This window comes from Curvibacter fontanus (assembly GCF_054780335.1).
In genome coordinates, this window is sequence record NZ_BAAGWN010000012.1 from 21,441 (window position 1) to 39,493 (window position 18,053).

Annotated in this window: 20 protein-coding genes; 14 read left to right on the forward strand and 6 right to left on the reverse strand. The window is 66.1% G+C overall.

Features of this window, described 5'->3' with window-relative positions:
* The first annotated feature begins 121 nt into the window (after window positions 1–121).
* The 8 genes from ACYVH8_RS07840 (at window position 122) to ACYVH8_RS07875 (ending at window position 7,055) form a co-directional block, all read left to right on the forward strand.
* The gene (locus ACYVH8_RS07840) at window positions 122–1,414 is read left to right on the forward strand and encodes an NAD(P)/FAD-dependent oxidoreductase (protein WP_460488289.1); all 1,293 of its coding nucleotides are present in this window, start codon (window positions 122–124) and stop codon (window positions 1,412–1,414) included.
* Window positions 1,411–2,199 (forward strand): DUF1365 domain-containing protein, encoded by a 789-nt coding sequence (locus ACYVH8_RS07845; RefSeq protein WP_460488290.1) that lies wholly within the window; start codon window positions 1,411–1,413, stop codon window positions 2,197–2,199. Before ACYVH8_RS07840 ends, ACYVH8_RS07845 begins: the two co-directional genes overlap by 4 nt.
* Window positions 2,200–2,206: 7 nt before the next feature.
* The gene (locus ACYVH8_RS07850) at window positions 2,207–3,430 is read left to right on the forward strand and encodes a class I SAM-dependent methyltransferase (protein ID WP_460488291.1); all 1,224 of its coding nucleotides are present in this window, start codon (window positions 2,207–2,209) and stop codon (window positions 3,428–3,430) included.
* Between the two features lie 89 nt (window positions 3,431–3,519).
* Window positions 3,520–3,975 (forward strand): chalcone isomerase family protein, encoded by a 456-nt coding sequence (locus tag ACYVH8_RS07855; protein ID WP_460488292.1) that lies wholly within the window; start codon window positions 3,520–3,522, stop codon window positions 3,973–3,975.
* 13 nt (window positions 3,976–3,988) lie between these two features.
* A complete protein-coding gene (locus ACYVH8_RS07860) occupies window positions 3,989–5,263 on the forward strand; it encodes an MFS transporter (protein WP_460488293.1) in 1,275 nt (424 codons plus the stop codon).
* Window positions 5,260–5,820 (forward strand): DUF3833 domain-containing protein, encoded by a 561-nt coding sequence (locus ACYVH8_RS07865; RefSeq protein WP_460488294.1) that lies wholly within the window; start codon window positions 5,260–5,262, stop codon window positions 5,818–5,820. Before ACYVH8_RS07860 ends, ACYVH8_RS07865 begins: the two co-directional genes overlap by 4 nt.
* A gap of 3 nt (window positions 5,821–5,823) precedes the next feature.
* The gene (locus ACYVH8_RS07870) at window positions 5,824–6,630 is read left to right on the forward strand and encodes an SDR family NAD(P)-dependent oxidoreductase (protein ID WP_460488295.1); all 807 of its coding nucleotides are present in this window, start codon (window positions 5,824–5,826) and stop codon (window positions 6,628–6,630) included.
* Complete coding sequence (locus ACYVH8_RS07875) at window positions 6,627–7,055, forward strand: nuclear transport factor 2 family protein (RefSeq protein ID WP_460488296.1); 429 nt, start codon at window positions 6,627–6,629, stop codon at window positions 7,053–7,055. The genes ACYVH8_RS07870 and ACYVH8_RS07875 overlap by 4 nt, the downstream gene beginning before the upstream one ends.
* 1 nt (window position 7,056) lies before the next feature.
* Here ACYVH8_RS07875 and ACYVH8_RS07880 read toward each other — a convergent pair whose 3' ends face one another.
* Window positions 7,057–7,929: an NUDIX hydrolase gene (locus ACYVH8_RS07880; RefSeq protein ID WP_460488297.1), complete on the reverse strand. Its 873-nt coding sequence runs from the start codon at window positions 7,927–7,929 to the stop codon at window positions 7,057–7,059.
* An 82-nt stretch (window positions 7,930–8,011) separates the two neighbouring features.
* On the opposite strand from ACYVH8_RS07880, the gene ACYVH8_RS07885 reads away from it, so the two are divergent.
* Window positions 8,012–8,923, forward strand: a complete 912-nt coding sequence (locus tag ACYVH8_RS07885; RefSeq protein WP_460488298.1) for an SDR family NAD(P)-dependent oxidoreductase — start codon at window positions 8,012–8,014, stop codon at window positions 8,921–8,923.
* Window positions 8,924–8,926: 3 nt separating this feature from the next.
* On the opposite strand, the gene ACYVH8_RS07890 is transcribed toward ACYVH8_RS07885, so the two are convergent.
* Both ACYVH8_RS07890 and ACYVH8_RS07895 read right to left on the reverse strand, forming a co-directional pair.
* Complete coding sequence (locus tag ACYVH8_RS07890) at window positions 8,927–9,205, reverse strand: hypothetical protein (RefSeq protein ID WP_460488299.1); 279 nt, start codon at window positions 9,203–9,205, stop codon at window positions 8,927–8,929.
* Window positions 9,206–9,231: 26 nt separating this feature from the next.
* Complete coding sequence (locus ACYVH8_RS07895; protein WP_460488300.1) at window positions 9,232–9,576, reverse strand: DUF1294 domain-containing protein; 345 nt, start codon at window positions 9,574–9,576, stop codon at window positions 9,232–9,234.
* Between the two features lie 142 nt (window positions 9,577–9,718).
* Here ACYVH8_RS07895 and ACYVH8_RS07900 point away from each other — a divergent pair, with 142 nt between their 5' ends.
* A complete protein-coding gene (locus ACYVH8_RS07900) occupies window positions 9,719–10,246 on the forward strand; it encodes a hypothetical protein (protein WP_460488301.1) in 528 nt (175 codons plus the stop codon).
* On the opposite strand, the gene ACYVH8_RS07905 is transcribed toward ACYVH8_RS07900, so the two are convergent.
* Window positions 10,136–10,480, reverse strand: coding sequence for an oxidoreductase-like domain-containing protein (locus ACYVH8_RS07905; protein WP_460488302.1), 345 nt, complete (start codon window positions 10,478–10,480; stop codon window positions 10,136–10,138). The genes ACYVH8_RS07900 and ACYVH8_RS07905 overlap by 111 nt on opposite strands.
* 100 nt (window positions 10,481–10,580) lie before the next feature.
* Between ACYVH8_RS07905 and gshA the strand changes: the two genes are divergently transcribed.
* Window positions 10,581–12,137: a glutamate--cysteine ligase gene (gene gshA, locus ACYVH8_RS07910; protein ID WP_460488303.1), complete on the forward strand. Its 1,557-nt coding sequence runs from the start codon at window positions 10,581–10,583 to the stop codon at window positions 12,135–12,137.
* Here the strand turns inward: gshA and ACYVH8_RS07915 are convergent.
* Complete coding sequence (locus ACYVH8_RS07915; RefSeq protein ID WP_460488304.1) at window positions 12,099–12,332, reverse strand: hypothetical protein; 234 nt, start codon at window positions 12,330–12,332, stop codon at window positions 12,099–12,101. The genes gshA and ACYVH8_RS07915 overlap by 39 nt on opposite strands.
* A 156-nt stretch (window positions 12,333–12,488) precedes the next feature.
* The gene (locus ACYVH8_RS07920) at window positions 12,489–15,389 is read right to left on the reverse strand and encodes an Rne/Rng family ribonuclease (protein ID WP_460488305.1); all 2,901 of its coding nucleotides are present in this window, start codon (window positions 15,387–15,389) and stop codon (window positions 12,489–12,491) included.
* Window positions 15,390–15,883: 494 nt separating this feature from the next.
* On the opposite strand from ACYVH8_RS07920, the gene ACYVH8_RS07925 reads away from it, so the two are divergent.
* The 3 genes from ACYVH8_RS07925 (at window position 15,884) to ACYVH8_RS07935 (ending at window position 18,053) form a co-directional block, all read left to right on the forward strand.
* Window positions 15,884–16,918: an RluA family pseudouridine synthase gene (locus ACYVH8_RS07925; RefSeq protein ID WP_460488306.1), complete on the forward strand. Its 1,035-nt coding sequence runs from the start codon at window positions 15,884–15,886 to the stop codon at window positions 16,916–16,918.
* Between the two features lie 7 nt (window positions 16,919–16,925).
* Window positions 16,926–17,591: an HAD family hydrolase gene (locus tag ACYVH8_RS07930; protein WP_460488307.1), complete on the forward strand. Its 666-nt coding sequence runs from the start codon at window positions 16,926–16,928 to the stop codon at window positions 17,589–17,591.
* A gap of 93 nt (window positions 17,592–17,684) precedes the next feature.
* A complete protein-coding gene (locus ACYVH8_RS07935; protein WP_460488308.1) occupies window positions 17,685–18,053 on the forward strand; it encodes a Rieske (2Fe-2S) protein in 369 nt (122 codons plus the stop codon).

Consider the following 18,053-nt stretch of genomic DNA (forward strand, 5'->3'; position numbering starts at 1 on the left):
GTAAAGTCGATATTAACGGTTTAAATAAAAATTTGTCTATGTCAAATATGAAAATCCCTGACAGACAATGTCAGGCAAGCCCAGCGCTGGCAGCTTCGAGCACACAGCCGCAGGTGCCCGCATGAAGATCGCGATTGTCGGTTCGGGCATTTCCGGCTTGGCCGTGGCCCATGCCCTGCAGGGGCAGGCGGAACTGACCCTGTTCGAAGCCGGGGACTATTTTGGCGGCCATACGCACACGGTGGACGTGACGCTGCCCACGGCGCATGGCCCCACCACCTGGGGCGTGGACACGGGCTTCCTGGTCTTCAACGAGCGCACCTATCCCAACCTGATCCGCCTGTTCGACGAACTGGACATCGCCACGGCCAAGACCGATATGTCCTTCTCGGTCCAGGCTGGTGTGACCGGCCGCCGTCTGGAATGGAATGGCGCCAGCCTCAACAGCGTGTTTGCCCAGCGGCGCAACCTGCTGAACTGGCGCTTCCTGCGCATGCTGCGCGAGGTGCTGCGTTTCAATCGCCTGGCCACCGCTCTGGCCGAAGCCGGCGCCGACGCGCAACTGGCCCAGCCCCTGGGCCCCTGGCTGGACGCGCAGGGTTTCAGCGCCGAATTCCGCGACTGGTACTTCCTGCCCATGATGGCCTGCATCTGGAGCTGCCCGACGGCGCAGATGCTGGAATTCCCGGTGGCCACCATGGTCCGCTTCTGCCACAACCACGGCCTGATCCAGGTGAACGGCCGGCCGCAGTGGTGGACGGTGACTGGCGGTGCGCGCCGTTATGTCGAGAAGATCGTGGCCCGCATCCCCGACAAGCGCCTGAACACGCCGGTGCGTTCCATCGAGCGCGACGGCCACGGCGTGACGGTCACCACCGAGCACGGCGCCCAGCGTTTCGACCAGGTCGTGCTGGCCACGCATTCCGACCAGGCCCTGGCCCTGCTGCACCAGCCCTCGGCCGAAGAGGAGCGCCTGCTCGGCGCCATCCGCTACCAGGCCAACCGTGCCGTGCTGCACACCGATGCCAGTGTGCTGCCTGAGCGCCGCCTGGCCTGGGCCGCCTGGAACTACGAGCGTGCCCCCGCCACCGGACAGGAAAACAGCCGCGTCTGCCTGCACTACCTGCTCAACCAGCTGCAGCCCCTGCCTTTCGAGCAGCCGGTACTGGTCTCGCTCAACCCCTTGCGCGAGATCGACCCGCAATATGTGCTGGGCAGCTACGACTATGCCCACCCGGTGTTCGACCTGGATGCCATCGCCGCGCAGAAGGCCTTGCCCCAGCTGCAGGGCCGCCAGTGCACCTGGTACACCGGCGCCTGGACAGGTTACGGTTTTCATGAGGACGGCCTCAAATCCGGCCTGTCGGTCGCGCAGCAACTGCTGGCACGCTTGGCGTACCGGGAGGCGGCATGAGCGATATTGGTGTGCCGCTCATCGGCCGTGGCCAAGTGCGCCACACGCGCCTGCGCCCGGCGCGCCATGCCTTTGCCTACGCCACCTTCTTCCTGATGCTGCCGCTGCGCAGCATGCGCCGCTACGGCAGCGGCGAGCTGGCGCACAACCGCGCCGGCTGGCTCAGCTTCCATGACAGCGACCACGGCGACGGCCGCAGCGCAGCCCAAGGCGGGGCCCTGGGCTGGATGGAAGAGCTGCTGCGGCGCGAAGGCATTCTTGATGCCGACGGCGAGGTCTGGTTGCACTGCTACCCGAGGGTGCTGGGCTACACCTTCAAGCCCGTGAGCTTCTGGTATTGCCACCGCGCCGACGGCACGCTGCGTGCCATTGTGGCCGAGGTCAACAACACCTTCGGCGAACGCCACTGCTACCTGCTCGATGCGCCGCGTTACGGCCAGGAGCAGCGCGCCAGCAAGGTCTTCCATGTGTCGCCGTTCTGCCGTGTGGAGGGCGAGTACCGCTTCCGTTTCCTGCGCACCGTGCGCGACGGCATGGAGCGCACCGTCGCCTGTGTCGACCTGGACGACAGCCAGGGCCTGCTGCTGCAGACCAGCGTCAGCGGCGTGCTGCAACCCTACACCACCCGCAGTGCCAGCCGTGTGCTGTGGCGCCAGCCGGCCATGACGCTGGCCTTGATCGCCCACATCCACTGGCAGGCCCTGCGCCTGTGGCTCAAGCGCGTCCCGTTCGTCCGCAAGCCGGCACCGCCGGCCGATTTCGTCACCCGTTCCCTTTCCAGCTGACATCGCCATGAACTCCACCACTGCCTCCCGCATGACGCTGCCGCGCAGCGCGCCCGCCAGTGCCCGCTCCGTCCTGCGCCTGCTCGAGCGCCTGCGCCACGGCACGCTGAGCCTGCAGTTGCCCGATGGCACGCAACTGCGCTACGGCAAGGGCGATGCGCCCCATGCCAGCCTGGTGCTGCATGACTGGGCCGTGTTCGGCGCCACCATCAAGTCCGGCGACATCGGCTTTGCCGAAAGTTACATGGCCGGCCAGTGGAGCAGCCATGATCTGGCCGCGTTGCTGCGCCTGTTCATCCGCAACCGTCAGGACCTGGAAGACCTGGTCTACGGCAGCTGGCTGGGCAGCCTGTACTACCGCCTGCGCCACCTTTTTCACCGCAACACCAAGGCCAACAGCCGCAAGAACATCCACGCCCATTACGACCTGGGCAACGCTTTCTACCGCCTGTGGCTGGACGAGACCATGAACTACTCCTCGGCCTGGTTCGAGGGCAATCTGGCCGGCGACATGGTCGCGGCCCAGCAGGCCAAGGTACGGCGCGCGTTGCGCATGGCCGGCGTGCAGCCGGGCGACCGCGTGCTGGAGATCGGCTGCGGCTGGGGCGCGCTGGCCGAGATGGCGGTCACCGAATTCGACGCCTCGCTCACCGGTGTCACGCTCAGCACCGAGCAGCTGGGCTGGGCCCAGGAACGCATGGGCAAGCTCGGCGCCGAGGCTGCCGGGCGCGCCGACCTGCGCCTGCAGGACTACCGTGACATCAACGACGGCCCCTATGACGCGGTCTGCTCCATCGAGATGATCGAGGCCGTCGGCCGGGAATACTGGCCCACCTACTTCGAAAGCGTGGCGCGCCTGCTCAAGACCGGCGGCCGCGCCTGCATCCAGAGCATCGTCATCGAGGACCGCCTGTTCGATCGTTACGTCCAGTCGACCGATTTCATCCAGCAGTACATCTTCCCCGGCGGCTGCCTGCCCTGTCCGGCCGAATTCCGCCGCCAGGCCGAGGCCGCGGGCCTGAAGGTGGTGGACGCGCTGCCCTTCGGCCCGGACTACGCCGAAACCCTGCGTCGCTGGCGCCACCAGTTCCTGGCCGAACGCCAGCGCATCCTGCCCCTCGGATTTGACGAAAGGTTCATGCACCTATGGGAGTTCTACCTCGCCTACTGCGAAGCCGCGTTCGACGAAGCCAATATCGACGTGGTGCAGTACACGCTACAAAAAATGTAGCAATTGCTGCCGGTCTGGCCCTGCTGCTGGCGATTGCGCCGGCCTGGGCCGAGATCGCCTCCGCAGCGGCAACGCCCCCCGCGCCGCTGTTGGCACAGCCACGCCAGGCCGGCAGCGGCCTCTACACCTGGTGGGGTTTCGAGGTCTACCAGGCCAGCCTGTGGGTCGAGCCCGGCTTCGATCCGCAGGCCCTGGCACGCCAGCGTTATGCGTTGGACCTGCATTACCTGCGCAACTTCAGGGGCCGCGACATTGCCGAGCGTTCCATCGCCGAGATGCGCCGTCTGGGCAGCTTCAGCGAGGCGCAGGCGCAGCGCTGGCTGCTGGCCATGCAGGCGGTTTTCCCCGACGTGGCAGCCGGCGACCGTCTGACCGGTGTGCATCTGCCCGGACGCGGTGCGCAGTTTTACGCCAACGGCGAACCCACGGGAGAAATTGCCGATCCCGAATTCGCCCGCCTGTTCTTCGGCATCTGGCTGTCGGAACAGACCTCGGCGCCCAAGTTGCGCCTGGCCCTGCTGGGCCAGTCCTTGAGCACCCGCTGAACGGCATGCTCCCATGACAGCCGCTGCCACGCTCTCTGTCGCGCAAGCCTGGCGCTACGGCCTCATGGGCCTGCCCCTGGCTTTCGTGGCGCTGCCGTTGTACGTGCTGCTGCCCAACCACTATGCGCGCGAGTTCGGTGTGCCCTTGGCCACGCTGGGGGCGCTGCTGCTGGCCACGCGCCTGGCCGACGCGCTGATCGACCCGCTGCTGGGCCGCCTGAGCGACCGGCTCTACCGCCGTTCCGCATCGGCCTTGCTGGCCTGGGCGGCGGCGGCCTGTGTGTTGATGGGTGCGGGCTTCGCGCTGCTCTTCTTTCCGCCGCTGCGCAGTGGCGGCGGCCTGCTCATCGTGAGTGCCTTGCTGCTGATGCTCACCTACGCCAGCTTCAGCGGCGTGACCCTGTCGCACCAGGCCTGGGGCGCACTGCTCGGTGGCGACGCGCTGAACCAGAGTCGCCTGGTGGCCTGGCGCGAAGGCCTGGGCCTGGTCGGTGTGCTGCTGGCATCGGTGGCGCCCGTGCTCTGGGGGCTGGAGGCCATGGTGGGTCTGTTCTGGCTGGCGCTGGGGCTGGGCTGGCTGGCCTGGCGTGCGGGGCCGCGCCCCGCGGACCACGCCCTCACGGGCACGGCAGCCGAGGCTGGCAAGCTGTGGCAACCCTGGCAGCGCGCACCCTTTCGCCGCCTGTTGGCCGTTTTCATGCTCAACGGCATTGCCAGCGCGGTGCCGGCCACCCTGGTGCTGTTTTTCGTGCAGGACCGCTTGCAGGCGCCCACCCGCATGGAACCGCTCTTTCTCGGCAGCTACTTCCTGAGCGCCGCGCTGTCCATGCCCCTGTGGCTGGCCGCCGTGCGCCGCTTCGGCCTGGCGCGCAGCTGGCTGGGCGGCATGGCGCTGGCCGTGGTCGTTTTCGCCTGGGCGGCCATGCTGGACACGGGGGACGCATGGTTTTTCATCGCCATCTGCATACTCTCGGGCGCGGCGCTCGGGGCCGATCTGGTCATGCCCGGCGCCATGCTGGCCGGCCTGATCGCCCGCGCCGGTGACCTGGGCCGCACGCAAGGCGCTTATTACGGCTGGTGGAACTTCGCCACCAAACTCAACCTGGCCCTGGCCGCCGGCCTGGCTCTTCCGCTTCTGGGCCTCTACGGCTACGCGCCCGGCGCGCGCGAACCGCAGGCCCTGCAGGCTCTCACCGCCGCCTACTGCCTGCTGCCCTGTGCGCTCAAGCTTGCAGCGGGCGGCCTGCTGTATTCATTCTTCATCCATCGCAACAAGGATTCCATATGAAACGACGTCTGCTGCTGACCGGTACCGCGGCCCTGGGCGCGGTTGCACTCTCGGGCTGCGCCTCGCCCTCCATCGCCGATTACGCGGGCGAAAAACCCGAGCTCGACCTGCGCCGTTATTTCAGCGGCACGGTCGATGCCTATGGTGTCTTCACCGACCGCTCGGGCAAGGTGGTCAAGCGTTTCACCGTGGTCATGAACTGCCGCTGGAGCGGCGAGAGCGGCCGCGAAGTGGGCGTGCTCGACGAAGACTTCACCTACTCCGACGGTACGACACAGAAGCGCGTCTGGACGCTCAAGCGCCGGCCCGGCGTGGGCGGCCAGGGCCTGTACATCGGCACCGCCGGGGACGTGGTGGGCGAGGCCCTGGGCGAGGAGCGCGGCAACGCCTTCTACTGGGCCTATGAGCTCGATCTGCCGGTGGACGGGCGCAACATCGTTGTACATTTCGAGGACTGGATGTACCAGATGAACGACCGTGTCATGCTCAACCGCGCCACCATGAGCAAATGGGGTGTGCGCCTGGGTGAAGTCACCCTGTCTTTCACCAAGCGCTGAAACATGTCCCTCAATCCCCACCTGCGTGACTGGGCCGGCAAGAGGGTCTGGCTGGTCGGCGCCTCCAGCGGCATCGGCCAGGCCTGCGCCGATCTGCTGCACGCACAAGGCGCTACGGTTTTTGTCTCGGCCCGCAAGGCAGCGCAACTCGATGCCTGGGTGGCCGCGCATCCGGGGCAGGATGCCCAGGGTCGCGTGCGTGCCATGGCCCTGCCGCTGGATGTGACGGACCGCCACGCCCTGAGGCTGGCCAGCGATGTCATCATCGAGCGCGGCCCGCTGGACCTGGTGGTTTACTGCGCCGGTTATTACCTGCCGGTCGATGCCCGGGCCTACAGCCTGGAGGAAATGCTGCGCCACGAGCAGGTCAACTACGTGGGTGCGCTCTACCTGCTGGAAGCCGTGTTGCCTCATCTGAAGCAGCAGGCCGAGCGCGGGCAGGGCGGGCATCTGAGCCTGGTCAGCAGCGTGGCGGGTTTCCGTGGCCTGCCCAGGAGCCTGGCCTACGGGCCGACCAAGGCCGCCCTCATCAACCTGGCCGAAGCCCTGTACCTGGACCTGGGTCCTCTGGGCCTGGGTGTGAGCGTGGTCAACCCCGGGTTCGTCGAAACGCCGCTGACCGCGCAGAACGACTTCAAGATGCCGGCGCTGATCACACCCGAAGTCGCCGCGCGCGAGATGCTGGCCGGCTGGGCGCGTGGTGACTTCGAGCTGCACTTTCCCAAACGCTTCACGCGCTGGCTCAAGTTCATGCGCCTGCTGCCCTACCGTCTTTATTTCCCCCTGACCCGAAAATTCACCGGACTATGAGTCACGCCGTCGAAAAAATCGCCGTCTTCTTCGAAACGCTGAGCCCGCAGGGCGTGGAGCGTTTCAGCCAGTTCTATACCGAAGACGCCTGCTTCAAGGACCCCTTCAACGAGGTGCGCGGCGTGCCGGCCATCCAGCGCATCTTTCAGCACATGTACCAGTCGCTGGATGAACCGCACTTTGTGGTCACCAACCGTCTGGTCGAAGGCGACCAGGTTTTCCTGAGCTGGGATTTTCACTTCCGTTTCCGCAACTTCAAGGCCGCCCAGTTGCAGACCATACGGGGCGCCACCCACCTGCGCCTGGCGCAGGACGGCCGCATCCGCACCCACCGCGACTACTGGGACGCGGCCGAGGAGCTCTACGAGAAGCTGCCGATGGTGGGGGGGCTGATGCGCTGGTTGAAGAAGCGCGCGAACAGCTGAGTCAGCACAACAGCACCTCGAAGCCACCCTCGGGCTGGAAGCGCTTGCCGCTGTAGCGCAGCCGCGTGGGGCCGGGCAGGGCGCGTACGCTCACGCTGTGGCGTGGATCCCCCGGGTAGCACAGCACGCGCACGCCGTTTTCATCGTCATAGGGCTCGGGCTGCACCAGGGCCGGACTTTTGCCCCGGGCCTCGGTCAGCACGCTGGCCACGCTGGCGTGGCGCGCCAGATGCGCCAGGCTCATGATCTGCGGCGGCGCCAGGTCGATGTGCCCGTCACGGTACTGTTCCAGCGCGGCGCGGGGCGCCACCCATACGCTCTCGGTCGCCTCATGGTTGTCGTGCCGTGCGGTCTGTACCGCCGGTACGGCGGCCACGAAAAAACGCGTGTCGAAACGCCTGGAACTGACCGAAGCCATCCTGGGCGTGACCCAGCGCGACCAGGGCAGCACGCTGCGGGTGTCGAGCTTGAGGCCCAGGCGGGTGAGCACCTCGGCAAAACCATGGCCCTCGCGCAGCAGCGCCGTGGCCTGTGCCACCTGCTGCGCGCTGGCATCGTGCGCGTACAGCACACCCGATTCCTCGAAGGCCTCGCGCAGCGCCGCCACGTAGCAGCTCGCGGCGAGCTCCGCCGCCGTTCCGGGTTCGCCCAGCGCACCGTGCAGCGCGGCCAGGGGCTGGTCCAGCTGGGGAATGAGCGCGGCGTCTTCGGCGTCGATCTTGCCGCCGGGAAACACATAGGCCCCGCCCAGCACGTCCGAGGCGCTGTGCCGCTTGAGCAGGAAGACCTCCAGCCCGCCGGGCGCGTCGCGCAGCATGACCACGGTGGCCGCGTCGCGGGGCGGGGTTTCGATGACGGTGCGGTTCAGTTCCATGTCGCTGTCCGTCAGGTGACCTGACGTGAAGTGTTGGTCCAGTAAGATTTGAACATACGCTGACAGTCAACAAGGAGACAGCATGATCGACTTCAAGGGCCGCGTGGCCATCGTGACCGGGGCCGGCGGTGGTCTGGGCCGCCAGCACGCGCTGGCCCTGGCCCGGCGCGGCGCCAGGGTGGTGGTGAACGATCTGGGCGGCGCGCGCGACGGCTCGGGCGGCTCGGCCGGCGCCGCGCAACAGGTGGTGGACGAGATCCGCGCCGCGGGCGGCGAGGCCATGGCCAACGCGGCCTCCGTCACCGACTTCGAGGCCGTCCAGGCCATGGTGCAGCAGGCGGTGGATGCCTGGGGCCGCGTGGACATCCTTGTCAACAACGCCGGCATCCTGCGCGACAAGACCTTCGCCAAGATGGAACTGGCCGACTTCCGCCTCGTGCTGGACGTGCACCTCATGGGCGCCGTGCACTGCTGCAAGGCGGTGTGGCCGCACATGACCGCGCAGAAATACGGCCGCATCGTGATGACGACGTCTTCCAGCGGCCTCTACGGCAACTTCGGCCAGTCCAACTACGGCGCGGCCAAGCTGGCCCTGGTCGGGCTGATGCAGACCCTCTCACTCGAAGGCGCAAAGAACGACATCCGCGTCAACTGCCTGGCCCCTACCGCCGCCACGCGCATGACCGAAGACCTCATGCCTGCCGAAGTGCTGCGCGCCCTGCAGCCCGAGGCCGTGGTCCCCGCCATGCTGGCGCTGGCCAGCGCCGATGCCCCCACGCGCACCACGCTCTGTGCGGGCGCCGGCAGCGTGGAGGCGGCCCACATCACCATGACCCGAGGCGTCTGGATCGGCCTCGACGAGAACGCCGACGTGCGCCTGCAGCAGCACCTGGCCGAAGTGCTGGACCGCACCCACGAGACGGTGCCGGGCAGCGGCAGCGCCCAGGGTACGCATGAGGTGGGGCGGGCGATGGCGATGCTGGGTAAGCAGTGAGTGTCAGCCTCGTTCGCGCATGGCGAACCACCACACTCCGGGCATTACTGGGGGCGTCAAGATGAAGGTCACAACTGCAAGCAGAAAAGCCTCGAATGCCAGGCCATAGTTTTCACTTTGCTCCGCTCGGGTTTGACCGGTTTGGAACAGGTGAATTGCCATCTGGATCTCGGTAACGATAAAGGCCGCCAGGATCGGGAATATGAAGCGGACAAGCAGGAAGATCAGATGTGTCATCCATCGATGACGCAACAGAAAGAATTTTTGTATTTGTTTTTTCATGCTTGGCCCTCTTGCGAGGGGATAAGTTATTTTGTCCAGTGCCAGTTACCTCCCCAAGGTGAACTCAGCAGAACGAAGCCGGCGATGTTGATCAGTACGGTGAGCCAGAACAGCAGCAGAAAGCGCGTCTTGCTCGTTTTGTGACGCAAGCGCTGCTGCGCGAGCAGTGCACCCGGCCAGCCACCGAGCAGGGCCAGCAGATGCAGGGTGCTCTCGCGAGTTCGCCATTGCCCCGAGCATGCGGCGGACTTGTCTCGCGCATAGACCACAAAGCAGAGCAGGCTCAGGCCCAGATAGCCTGCGCCGACCTGGAGCGGGACGTGCCAGAGCCGCGTGAGAGCCGCATAGAGCAGAAGGAAGAGCAGGAGCATGCGCGTCCCTGCAGTCTGCCACAGCGTCCGGATTCGCTGCACGTCTGTGGGCCAAGACGCATGGTGGACTATCTTTGGCCATGCGCCTGTTTGCAGGGTATTCAGGCAACCATCACCGGTCTGCACGTGAAAGAATGGTCCCGTGTCCCGATCGCTGCGCTCTGCTTGCCGGCCTTGCCTGCAAGGTCTGGTGATCTGCGGGATATTGCTGGTGACCGTGACGGGCCTGGCCGCGGAGCCCGAAGTGCCTCTGGCACCAGCCAGCGACGCGGTTTGGCAGGTGGTCGTCAGTCCCTGGACGCATCACTACCAGGCCAGGCCGGAGTACAAACAGGTGTGGGCCTTGGGGCTGGAGCGCGAGATGCCCGACCATTCCCTCTACGGCCTGGCCCTGTTTTCCAACTCCTATGGCCAGCCCAGTGCCTATGCCTACTATGGCCACGTCTTCAACAATGTCACCAGTTGGTCCGAATCGATCTACGTGAAGCTGACGGTCGGCGTGATCTACGGTTATGTCCAGCCCTATGAGGACCGGATGCTGCTGAACTACCATGGCTTCTCACCCGCCATCATTCCAGGCATCGGCTGGCGTCTCGATCCCGACTGGAGCATCCAGGCGAACTTTCCCGGCACGGAAGTTGTCATGTTCACGCTGAGCCGAGGACTCTAGACCGGCTCGGGGCTGCAGCAGCGACTCCGCTTCCTGCCGCCAGTACTCCGCTGCGGCATAAAAACCTTCCCACACGCAACCATTGCAACCCCGCCCGCAGCAGCCCGTGGGCAGGGGCGGCGGGCTGCGCAGGATCACGCTGGTGACCTGTGCCTGCTGCTGCAGAGCGGCAAACATGGCCTGGGTGTCGGCCAGCGGGCCTTGGGTTATGACGATGCTCGGACTGTCGCTCATTTGGGGAAAGGGACGGGTCTTGACCCCGCGCAGCAGGGTTTATCCCGTCATGGTAACTTCCGGGTCCGATTACAAATAGAACAGCCGCAGGATTTCCCGCATGAGCAGCCCCGTCGCCCACCCTCTCCCCGACTCCGAGCGCCTGCTGGGCATTCGCCGCGGCATCGAGAAGGAGAGCCTGCGCGCGCTGCCCGACGGCAAACTGGCGCTCACGCCGCATCCGGCCGCTCTGGGTTCGGCGCTCACGCACCCGCATATCACCACCGACTATTCCGAGTCCCAGCTCGAACTCATCACCGGTGTGCATGCCGGCGTGCAGGCCTGTCTGGACGAACTCACCGAAACCCACCAGTACACCTACCGCACCCTGCGCGATGCCGGGGAAGAGATGCTCTGGGTCTCCAGCATGCCCTGCGGCCTGCCCACGGACGAGACCATCCCCCTGGGCCGTTACGGCTCATCGAACATCGGGCGCGCCAAGAGCGTCTACCGCATGGGCCTGGGCCATCGTTATGGCCGGCGCATGCAGACCATCTCGGGCATCCACTACAACTGGTCACTGCCCGGCGTGAGCAATGCGGAGTATTTCGCGCTGATCCGCAACTTCCGTCGCCACGCCTTCCTGCTGCTCTACCTCTTCGGCGCTTCGCCCGCCCTGTGCCCCACCTTTGTCGAAGGCCGCCAGCACGAGCTGCGGTCGCTCAACGGCCAGGCGCTGTACATGCCGCACGGTACCTCGCTGCGCATGGGCCGCCTGGGTTACCAGAGCGATGCCCAGGCCTCACTGGCGGTCAGCTACAACAGCCTGGAGGGCTACGCCGCCTCGCTGCACGACGCGCTCACACGTCCCTGGCCGGCCTACGAAGCCCTGGGTGTGCTGAACCCGGGTGGTGACTACATCCAGCTCGCCACCAGCCTGCTGCAGATCGAGAACGAGTTCTACGGCACCATCCGCCCCAAACGCACCATCTTCCAGGGCGAACGTCCGCTGCACGCGCTGCGCGAGCGCGGCGTGGAGTACGTGGAAGTGCGTCTCATGGACCTGGACCCCTTCGAGCCCGTGGGCATCAACGCACAGACCATGCGTTTCCTCGATGTCTTCCTGCTGCACTGCCTGCAGAGCGAGAGCCCGCCCGACACGCCGCAGGAAATCGCCGAGCTCGCACGCAACCAGCACCTCACGGCCGCGCGCGGGCGCGAGCCGGGACTGCAACTGCTGCGCGGTGGACAAGCCGTCACGCTGAAAGACTGGGGCAGTGAACTGGTGCAGGCCTGCGAGCCCATCGCGCGCGCGCTGGATGCTGCGCACGGCGGCAGCGACTACAGCGCGGCCCTGGCCTCGGCCCGTGCCGGCCTGGCCGATCCTTCGACCCTGCCTTCGGCCCGTGTGCTGGCCGAGATGGCCAGCGGTCACGACAACTCTTTCCTGCGTTTCGTGCGCGCCCGCTCGCAGCAGACCCGTCAGGACCTGTTGGCCCGCTCGTGGACTCCGCAGCAGCAGTTGCGCTTGGAGGCGATGGCGCGCAAGTCGCTCGAAGATCAGCGCGCCATCGAGGCGGCCGACACCATGCCCTTCGAGATCTTCCGCCAGCAGTACGTTTCGCCCACGCGACTGGGGTTACCTTCTCGCGCGACGACGCAGGAAGTACTGGCCTAAAAAGGCTATTCCCAGGACGAGGGCGAACCAGCCCACGACGGCACCGCCGGTCAACAACTCCTGCACAGACGGCGAACGGCTGACGTAGGGGCCCAGGAGGATGACCACGCCGATCAGAGCGATCACGAGGCCCTTGAAGAGCAGGTCCTGATCGGCTTTGCGGCGCTCGGCCTCTTGTCGGGTTGGATTCGTCATGGGGTGATTATCGTTGCTGGTCTGGTTCTCGCTTTCTCTTTTGCTGGCTTGGCATTTGCGGGCGCACATTCCGACAACACCTCGCTAAAAACAGCGCCATGCAGAAACAGAAAAGGCACCCTAAGGTGCCTTTTCTGACTGCGAGCGCAAAGAGACTCAGCCTTGAGCAGAACCCTGCTCAAAAGGCAGCTTCATCTCCCGCAGATCCTTGCGGGTCTCGACCAGGATCAGCGGACCCTCATCGATCACCACCGGCGCCGGCCGCTCGCGCGGCACGTGCACCGGCTTGGGTTCTGCGGCAATGGCGGCCTGCACGACGGCGATCTTGTCGGCGTCGGAGTTGATCCATTGCAGGCCGGCCGTGCTGGCGATCTGGTTCAGGTCGGACAGCGGCAGGTTATAGGACGGCACGCGCGGCAGTGCACGCCCAGACTGGGCTGCTGCAGGCGCAGCGGTCTTGGCCGGAACAGGCGCGCTGCGAACTTCGGCCGCCAGCGCCGGTGTGCGCTCGGTGGCGTCGGCTGTCTCAGAGGCGGCAGCATCCTGGGCCGGGCGTTCCTGGCTTTCACCACGTTCACCGCGCTCGCCACGTTGGCGGTCACGGCCGTAACGGTCACGCGAACGGCGCTCGCGCTGGCCGTTGCTCTCGCCTTCGGGGCGGGCGTCAGCCATGGGTTGCGTGTCAGCGCCGTTCAGGGCTTCGACGGGCAGTTGCTGCTCGACAGCACCGTCCTGCGGGCGGATGTCTTCGGCGGGACGACGCTCGCCCTCGGGGCGCGGGCCACGCTCCTGGCGTTCTCCACGTTCCTGGCGCTCGCCGCGTTGCTGATCACCACGTTCGCCACGACCACGCTGCTCGCCGTTGCGCGGCGCGCGTTCCTGGCGCGGCGGCTGCTCACCGCCGGCCTCTGCCGTCTGGGGGGCGCGTTGCTCGGCATCGCCACGCTGGCCTTGACGATCACCACGTTCGCCACGGCTGCCACGTTCCTGGCGCTCGCCGCGTTGCTGATCACCACGTTCGCCACGACCACGCTGCTCGCCGTTGCGCGGCGCGCGTTCCTGGCGCGGCGGCTGCTCACCGCCGGCCTCTGCCGTCTGGGGCGCGCGTTGCTCGGCATCGCCACGCTGGCCCTGGCGCTCGCCACGGTTGCCGCGTTGTTCATTGCGCTCGCCGCGTTCCTGGCGTTCACCACGCTCGCCGCGGCCACCGCGGCCGCCACGACCCCGGCCTTCACCGCGGCCTTCGCTGCGGTTGCCGTCACGGCCGCCACGGGCTTCGCGTTTCTCTTCCTTCTTCTCGGCGAGCTTGGCCGGCTCGGCGGCCGGCTTGCTGCCGAACAGGCCCTTGAGCCAGCCGACGAAGCCTGCGCTGGCCGGCTGCTCGACCTTGCGCGCCGCGGGCTTGGCGGCCGGCTGCGGCTCGGCCACCGGCTTCGGCGCCACGATCGGAGCCGGTGCATCGGGCAGCACACCCTTGATGACCGGGGTCTGCCTGTTGGTCGGCTCCTGCGAGCGTCGTGTGACGGCGGTGGGATCCTCGATCTCCTCGACCATCTGGTAGCTGGCTTCGATGTGGTCCAGGCGCGGGTCGTCGTGCTTGAGGCGCTCGAGCTTGTAGTTCGGCGTTTCCAACGACTTGTTGGGCACCATGAGCACGTTGAGGCGCTGCTTGAGCTCGATCTTGGTGATCTCGTTGCGCTTCTCGTTGAGCAGGAAGGAGGCCACGTCCACCGGCACCTGCACATGCACGGCGGCGGTGTTGTCCTTCTGGGCCTCTTCCTGGATGATGCGCAGGATCTGCAGGGCCGAGCTCTCGGTGTCGCGGATGTGGCCGGAGCCGCCGCAACGCGGGCAGGGGATGGACGCCCCTTCGGAGAGGGCCGGGCGCAGGCGCTGGCGGCTCATTTCCATCAGGCCGAACTTGGAGATGGTGCCGAACTGCACGCGGGCGCGGTCCTGGCGCAGCGCGTCGCGCAGGCGGTTTTCCACTTCGCGGCGGTTCTTCGACTCTTCCATGTCGATGAAGTCGATCACGATCAGGCCGCCCAAATCGCGCAGGCGCATCTGGCGCGCCACTTCGTCGGCGGCTTCCAGGTTGGTGCGGGTGGCGGTTTCCTCGATGTCGCTGCCCTTGATGGCGCGCGCCGAGTTCACGTCCACCGAAACCAGGGCCTCGGTGTGGTCGATCACGATGGCGCCGCCCGAGGGCAGGGTCACGGTGCGGGCGTAGGCCGATTCGATCTGGTGTTCGATCTGGAAGCGGCTGAACAGCGGCGCGTTGTCGCGGTAGCGTTTCACGCGGGCGGCATGCTCGGGCATGACGTGCGCCATGAACTGCTGGGCCTGCTCGTACACGTCGTCGGTGTCGATCAGGATGTCGCCGATGTCGTTGTTGAAGTAATCACGGATGGCGCGGATCACCAGGCTGGATTCCTGGTAGATCAGGTAGGCGCCCTTGCCGCCCTTGGTGGCGCCGTCGATGGCGGTCCACAGCTTGAGCAGGTAGTTCAGGTCCCACTGCAGCTCGGGCGCGGCGCGGCCGATGCCGGCGGTGCGCGCGATGATGGACATGCCGTTGGGGTATTCGAGCTGATCGAGTGCTTCCTTCAGATCGGCCCGGTCGTCACCCTCGATGCGGCGGCTGACGCCACCGCCACGCGGGTTGTTGGGCATGAGCACGACATAACGGCCGGCCAGCGAGACGAAGGTGGTCAGGGCTGCGCCCTTGTTGCCGCGTTCCTCCTTTTCCACCTGGACCAGCAGTTCCTGGCCCTCCTTGATGGCGTCCTGGATGCGGGCCTGGCTGACCGAGACACCCTGCTGGAAATACTGGCGGGAGATTTCCTTGAAAGGCAGGAAACCGTGGCGGTCTTCGCCGTAGTCGACGAAGCAGGCTTCGAGCGAGGGCTCGACGCGCGTGACGACGGCCTTGTAGATATTGCCCTTGCGCTGTTCGCGCCCTTCAACCTCGATTTCGTAGTCGAGGAGCTTTTGCCCGTCGACGATGGCCAGGCGGCGTTCTTCAGCCTGCGTGGCGTTGATCAGCATCCGTTTCATGGGATGTTTTCCTTTACATCAGTACACATGCCCTGTGCGGGCGCACGATGCCGGAACTGACGCTTCGAAACGGATGGAATTGCCGGAGAACCGCAGGCTCAGGGGGTGAGCCGCGGCATAGGCGCGTGGATGGGGGCGAGGGGAGGTGAGTGTGGGGCCACCACCAACTTGGTGGCCCAGGCAGCCCGCACTGCGGGCGCTGACGGCTGACCCGTGCCGAGGAACAGCACGCGTACGCGCTGCAGGCACATGAGGTTCAGGCTCATCATCACAAACATTTCGCTTAGATCCGGCTGCCAGCTTGTGGCTGGCAGCACTGGGTATTCCGTTCAGTGTTTCAAGGCGTCGGTTGCGCCTTCCACTGGGCAGGCCACGGCAAGCAGCTGGCTTGCGGTTTGCGTACCCGGTGGTCGGTGACATCGACCTTCCAGCGCGGCCGGTGGTGTCATGTGGACTAAACTCCAGACAAATCAACCACTTACAGCGCGTCGCTAGTGAAACACATTATAGGGGGCAAATCGGCTCCCGCGAGTCCAGAAGTCAAACAGGTGACGGTCGATGAAGAATCGGCCGGCCAGCGCCTGGACAACTTCCTGCTGCGCCAGCTCAAAGGGGTGCCCAAGACCCATGTCTACCGCATCATCCGCAGCGGCGAAGTGAGGGTTAACAAAGGCCGGGCCTCTGCAGATACAAGGGTTCAGGCGGGTGATGTGGTGCGCGTGCCGCCCGTGCGCCTGTCCGAACGCGCGACGGAAAAGGCCGAGGCCATGGCGGGCCTGGTGGCCAAGGGGGCGCCGGGGAGGGAATTCCCAGTGCTGTACGAGGATGAGGCAGTGCTGGCCATCGACAAGCCGGCCGGGGTGGCCGTGCATGGCGGCTCGGGCGTGAGTTTCGGGGTGATCGAGCAGCTGCGCATGGCGCGGCCGCAGGCCAAATTCCTGGAACTGGTGCACCGGCTGGACCGCGAGACCAGCGGCATCCTGCTGCTGGCCAAGAAGCGCAGCGCCCTGAAGCACCTGCAGGACCAGTTTCGCGAGCGCGAGACCGGCAAGACCTACCTGGCCCTGGTGGCCGGGCAGTGGCCGCTGAACAAGAAGGTGCTGGACAAGCCCCTGCACAAATACCTGCTGGACGATGGCGAGCGCCGCGTCAAGGTGGTGGCGCGCGACGACCCGGAGGGCATGAAGGCCGTCACTCTGGTCAAGGTGCGCAGCCGCTCGCCGGGGGCGCCCGGCTACAGCCTGCTGGAAGTGACCATCAAGACCGGTCGCACGCACCAGATCCGCGTGCACCTGGCCTCCGAGGGGCTGCCCATCGTCGGTGACGACAAATACGGTGATTTCGAGCTCAATAAAGCGCTGCAGAAACCCACCGCCACAGCGGGGCGTGTGCCGCTCAAACGCATGTTCCTGCACGCCTGGCGTTTACAGTTCAACCATCCGGTCAGCGGCGAGCGCATCGAGTTGCTGGCCCCCTTGCCGCCGGAGCTGGAACAATTCCAGGCCCAGGTTATTCCTGACAAGACTTGAAGATTTCATGAGTTCTCGACCCAGACAGTACGACCTGATCGCCTTCGATTGGGACGGTACGCTGTTCGATTCGACCGCCATCATCACGCGTTGCATCCAGGATGCGGTGCGCGATGTGGGCGGCACCGTGCCCAGCGACAAGGACGCCGCCTACGTCATCGGCATGGGCCTGATGCAGGCGCTGGCCCATGCGGCGCCCGATGTGCCGGCCGACAAATACCCTCTGCTGGGGGAACGTTACCGTTTCCATTACATGGCGCGTCAGAACGATCTGAGCCTGTTCACGGGTGTGCTGGAGTTGCTGGCCGACCTGAAGCAACGCCACCACTGGCTGGCCGTGGCCACGGGCAAGAGCCGGCGTGGCCTGGACGAGGTGCTGCAGACGGTGCAGCTCAAGGGCGTATTCGACGGCTCGCGCACGGCCGACGAGACAGCAGGCAAACCGAACCCGCGCATGTTACAGGAGCTCATGCGCGAGTTCGGCGTGGAGCCCGATCGCACGCTGATGATCGGTGACACCACGCACGATTTGCAGATGGCGCTCAACGCCGACTGCGCCAGTGTGGGGGTGAGTTACGGCGCGCACGAACCCGAGGCCTTTCATGCCCTGCAGCCTCTGCATGTGGCCCACTCGGTGCGTGACCTGCACGACTGGCTTTTGGAAAATGCTTAGCCCCCACGGTCGTCACTGCGTGTACTCCCTGCCCCCCCGAGGGGGCCGTCGCCGTCCTTGGGGCGGCCCGGCGGACGGCGATCGCCTGACATCATGGACGAGGCCCTGATCCCCCTGTGCAATGCGGCCGACCTGGCCGACGGCGGGCTGGCCGTGCCCTTCGACGTGGTCTACGGTGGCCAGACCTGCCGCGCCTTTGCCGTACGCTACCAGGGCCGTGTGCAGGCCTACCTGAACCGCTGCACGCACGTGGCCATGGAGCTGGACTACCAGCCCAACCAGTTCTTCGACCTCACCGGGCACTGGCTGATCTGTTCCACGCACGGCGCCCTGTACTCGCCCGAAACCGGAGCCTGCCGTGGTGGACCCTGCCGCGGGGGGCTGGTCAAGATAGCCCTGACCGAGCACGATGGCGTCGTGCACTGGCATACTGCCTACAACCTGAAACCCCTCGAGTTCTGA

Excerpts from the sequence above, each read along its gene's own strand:
- ACYVH8_RS07840 (WP_460488289.1), top strand. The coding sequence starts at position 122 with ATGAAGATCGCGATTGTCGGTTCGGGCATTTCCGGCTTGGCCGTGGCC.
- ACYVH8_RS07845 (WP_460488290.1), top strand. The coding sequence starts at position 1,411 with ATGAGCGATATTGGTGTGCCGCTCATCGGCCGTGGCCAAGTGCGCCAC.
- ACYVH8_RS07850 (WP_460488291.1), top strand. The coding sequence starts at position 2,207 with ATGAACTCCACCACTGCCTCCCGCATGACGCTGCCGCGCAGCGCGCCC.
- ACYVH8_RS07860 (WP_460488293.1), top strand. The coding sequence starts at position 3,989 with ATGACAGCCGCTGCCACGCTCTCTGTCGCGCAAGCCTGGCGCTACGGC.
- ACYVH8_RS07865 (WP_460488294.1), top strand. The coding sequence starts at position 5,260 with ATGAAACGACGTCTGCTGCTGACCGGTACCGCGGCCCTGGGCGCGGTT.
- ACYVH8_RS07870 (WP_460488295.1), top strand. The coding sequence starts at position 5,824 with ATGTCCCTCAATCCCCACCTGCGTGACTGGGCCGGCAAGAGGGTCTGG.
- ACYVH8_RS07875 (WP_460488296.1), top strand. The coding sequence starts at position 6,627 with ATGAGTCACGCCGTCGAAAAAATCGCCGTCTTCTTCGAAACGCTGAGC.
- ACYVH8_RS07880 (WP_460488297.1), bottom strand. The coding sequence starts at position 7,929 with ATGGAACTGAACCGCACCGTCATCGAAACCCCGCCCCGCGACGCGGCC.
- ACYVH8_RS07885 (WP_460488298.1), top strand. The coding sequence starts at position 8,012 with ATGATCGACTTCAAGGGCCGCGTGGCCATCGTGACCGGGGCCGGCGGT.
- ACYVH8_RS07890 (WP_460488299.1), bottom strand. The coding sequence starts at position 9,205 with ATGAAAAAACAAATACAAAAATTCTTTCTGTTGCGTCATCGATGGATG.
- ACYVH8_RS07895 (WP_460488300.1), bottom strand. The coding sequence starts at position 9,576 with ATGCTCCTGCTCTTCCTTCTGCTCTATGCGGCTCTCACGCGGCTCTGG.
- ACYVH8_RS07905 (WP_460488302.1), bottom strand. The coding sequence starts at position 10,480 with ATGAGCGACAGTCCGAGCATCGTCATAACCCAAGGCCCGCTGGCCGAC.
- gshA (WP_460488303.1), top strand. The coding sequence starts at position 10,581 with ATGAGCAGCCCCGTCGCCCACCCTCTCCCCGACTCCGAGCGCCTGCTG.
- ACYVH8_RS07915 (WP_460488304.1), bottom strand. The coding sequence starts at position 12,332 with ATGACGAATCCAACCCGACAAGAGGCCGAGCGCCGCAAAGCCGATCAG.
- ACYVH8_RS07920 (WP_460488305.1), bottom strand. The coding sequence starts at position 15,389 with ATGAAACGGATGCTGATCAACGCCACGCAGGCTGAAGAACGCCGCCTG.
- ACYVH8_RS07930 (WP_460488307.1), top strand. The coding sequence starts at position 16,926 with ATGAGTTCTCGACCCAGACAGTACGACCTGATCGCCTTCGATTGGGAC.
- ACYVH8_RS07935 (WP_460488308.1), top strand. The coding sequence starts at position 17,685 with ATGGACGAGGCCCTGATCCCCCTGTGCAATGCGGCCGACCTGGCCGAC.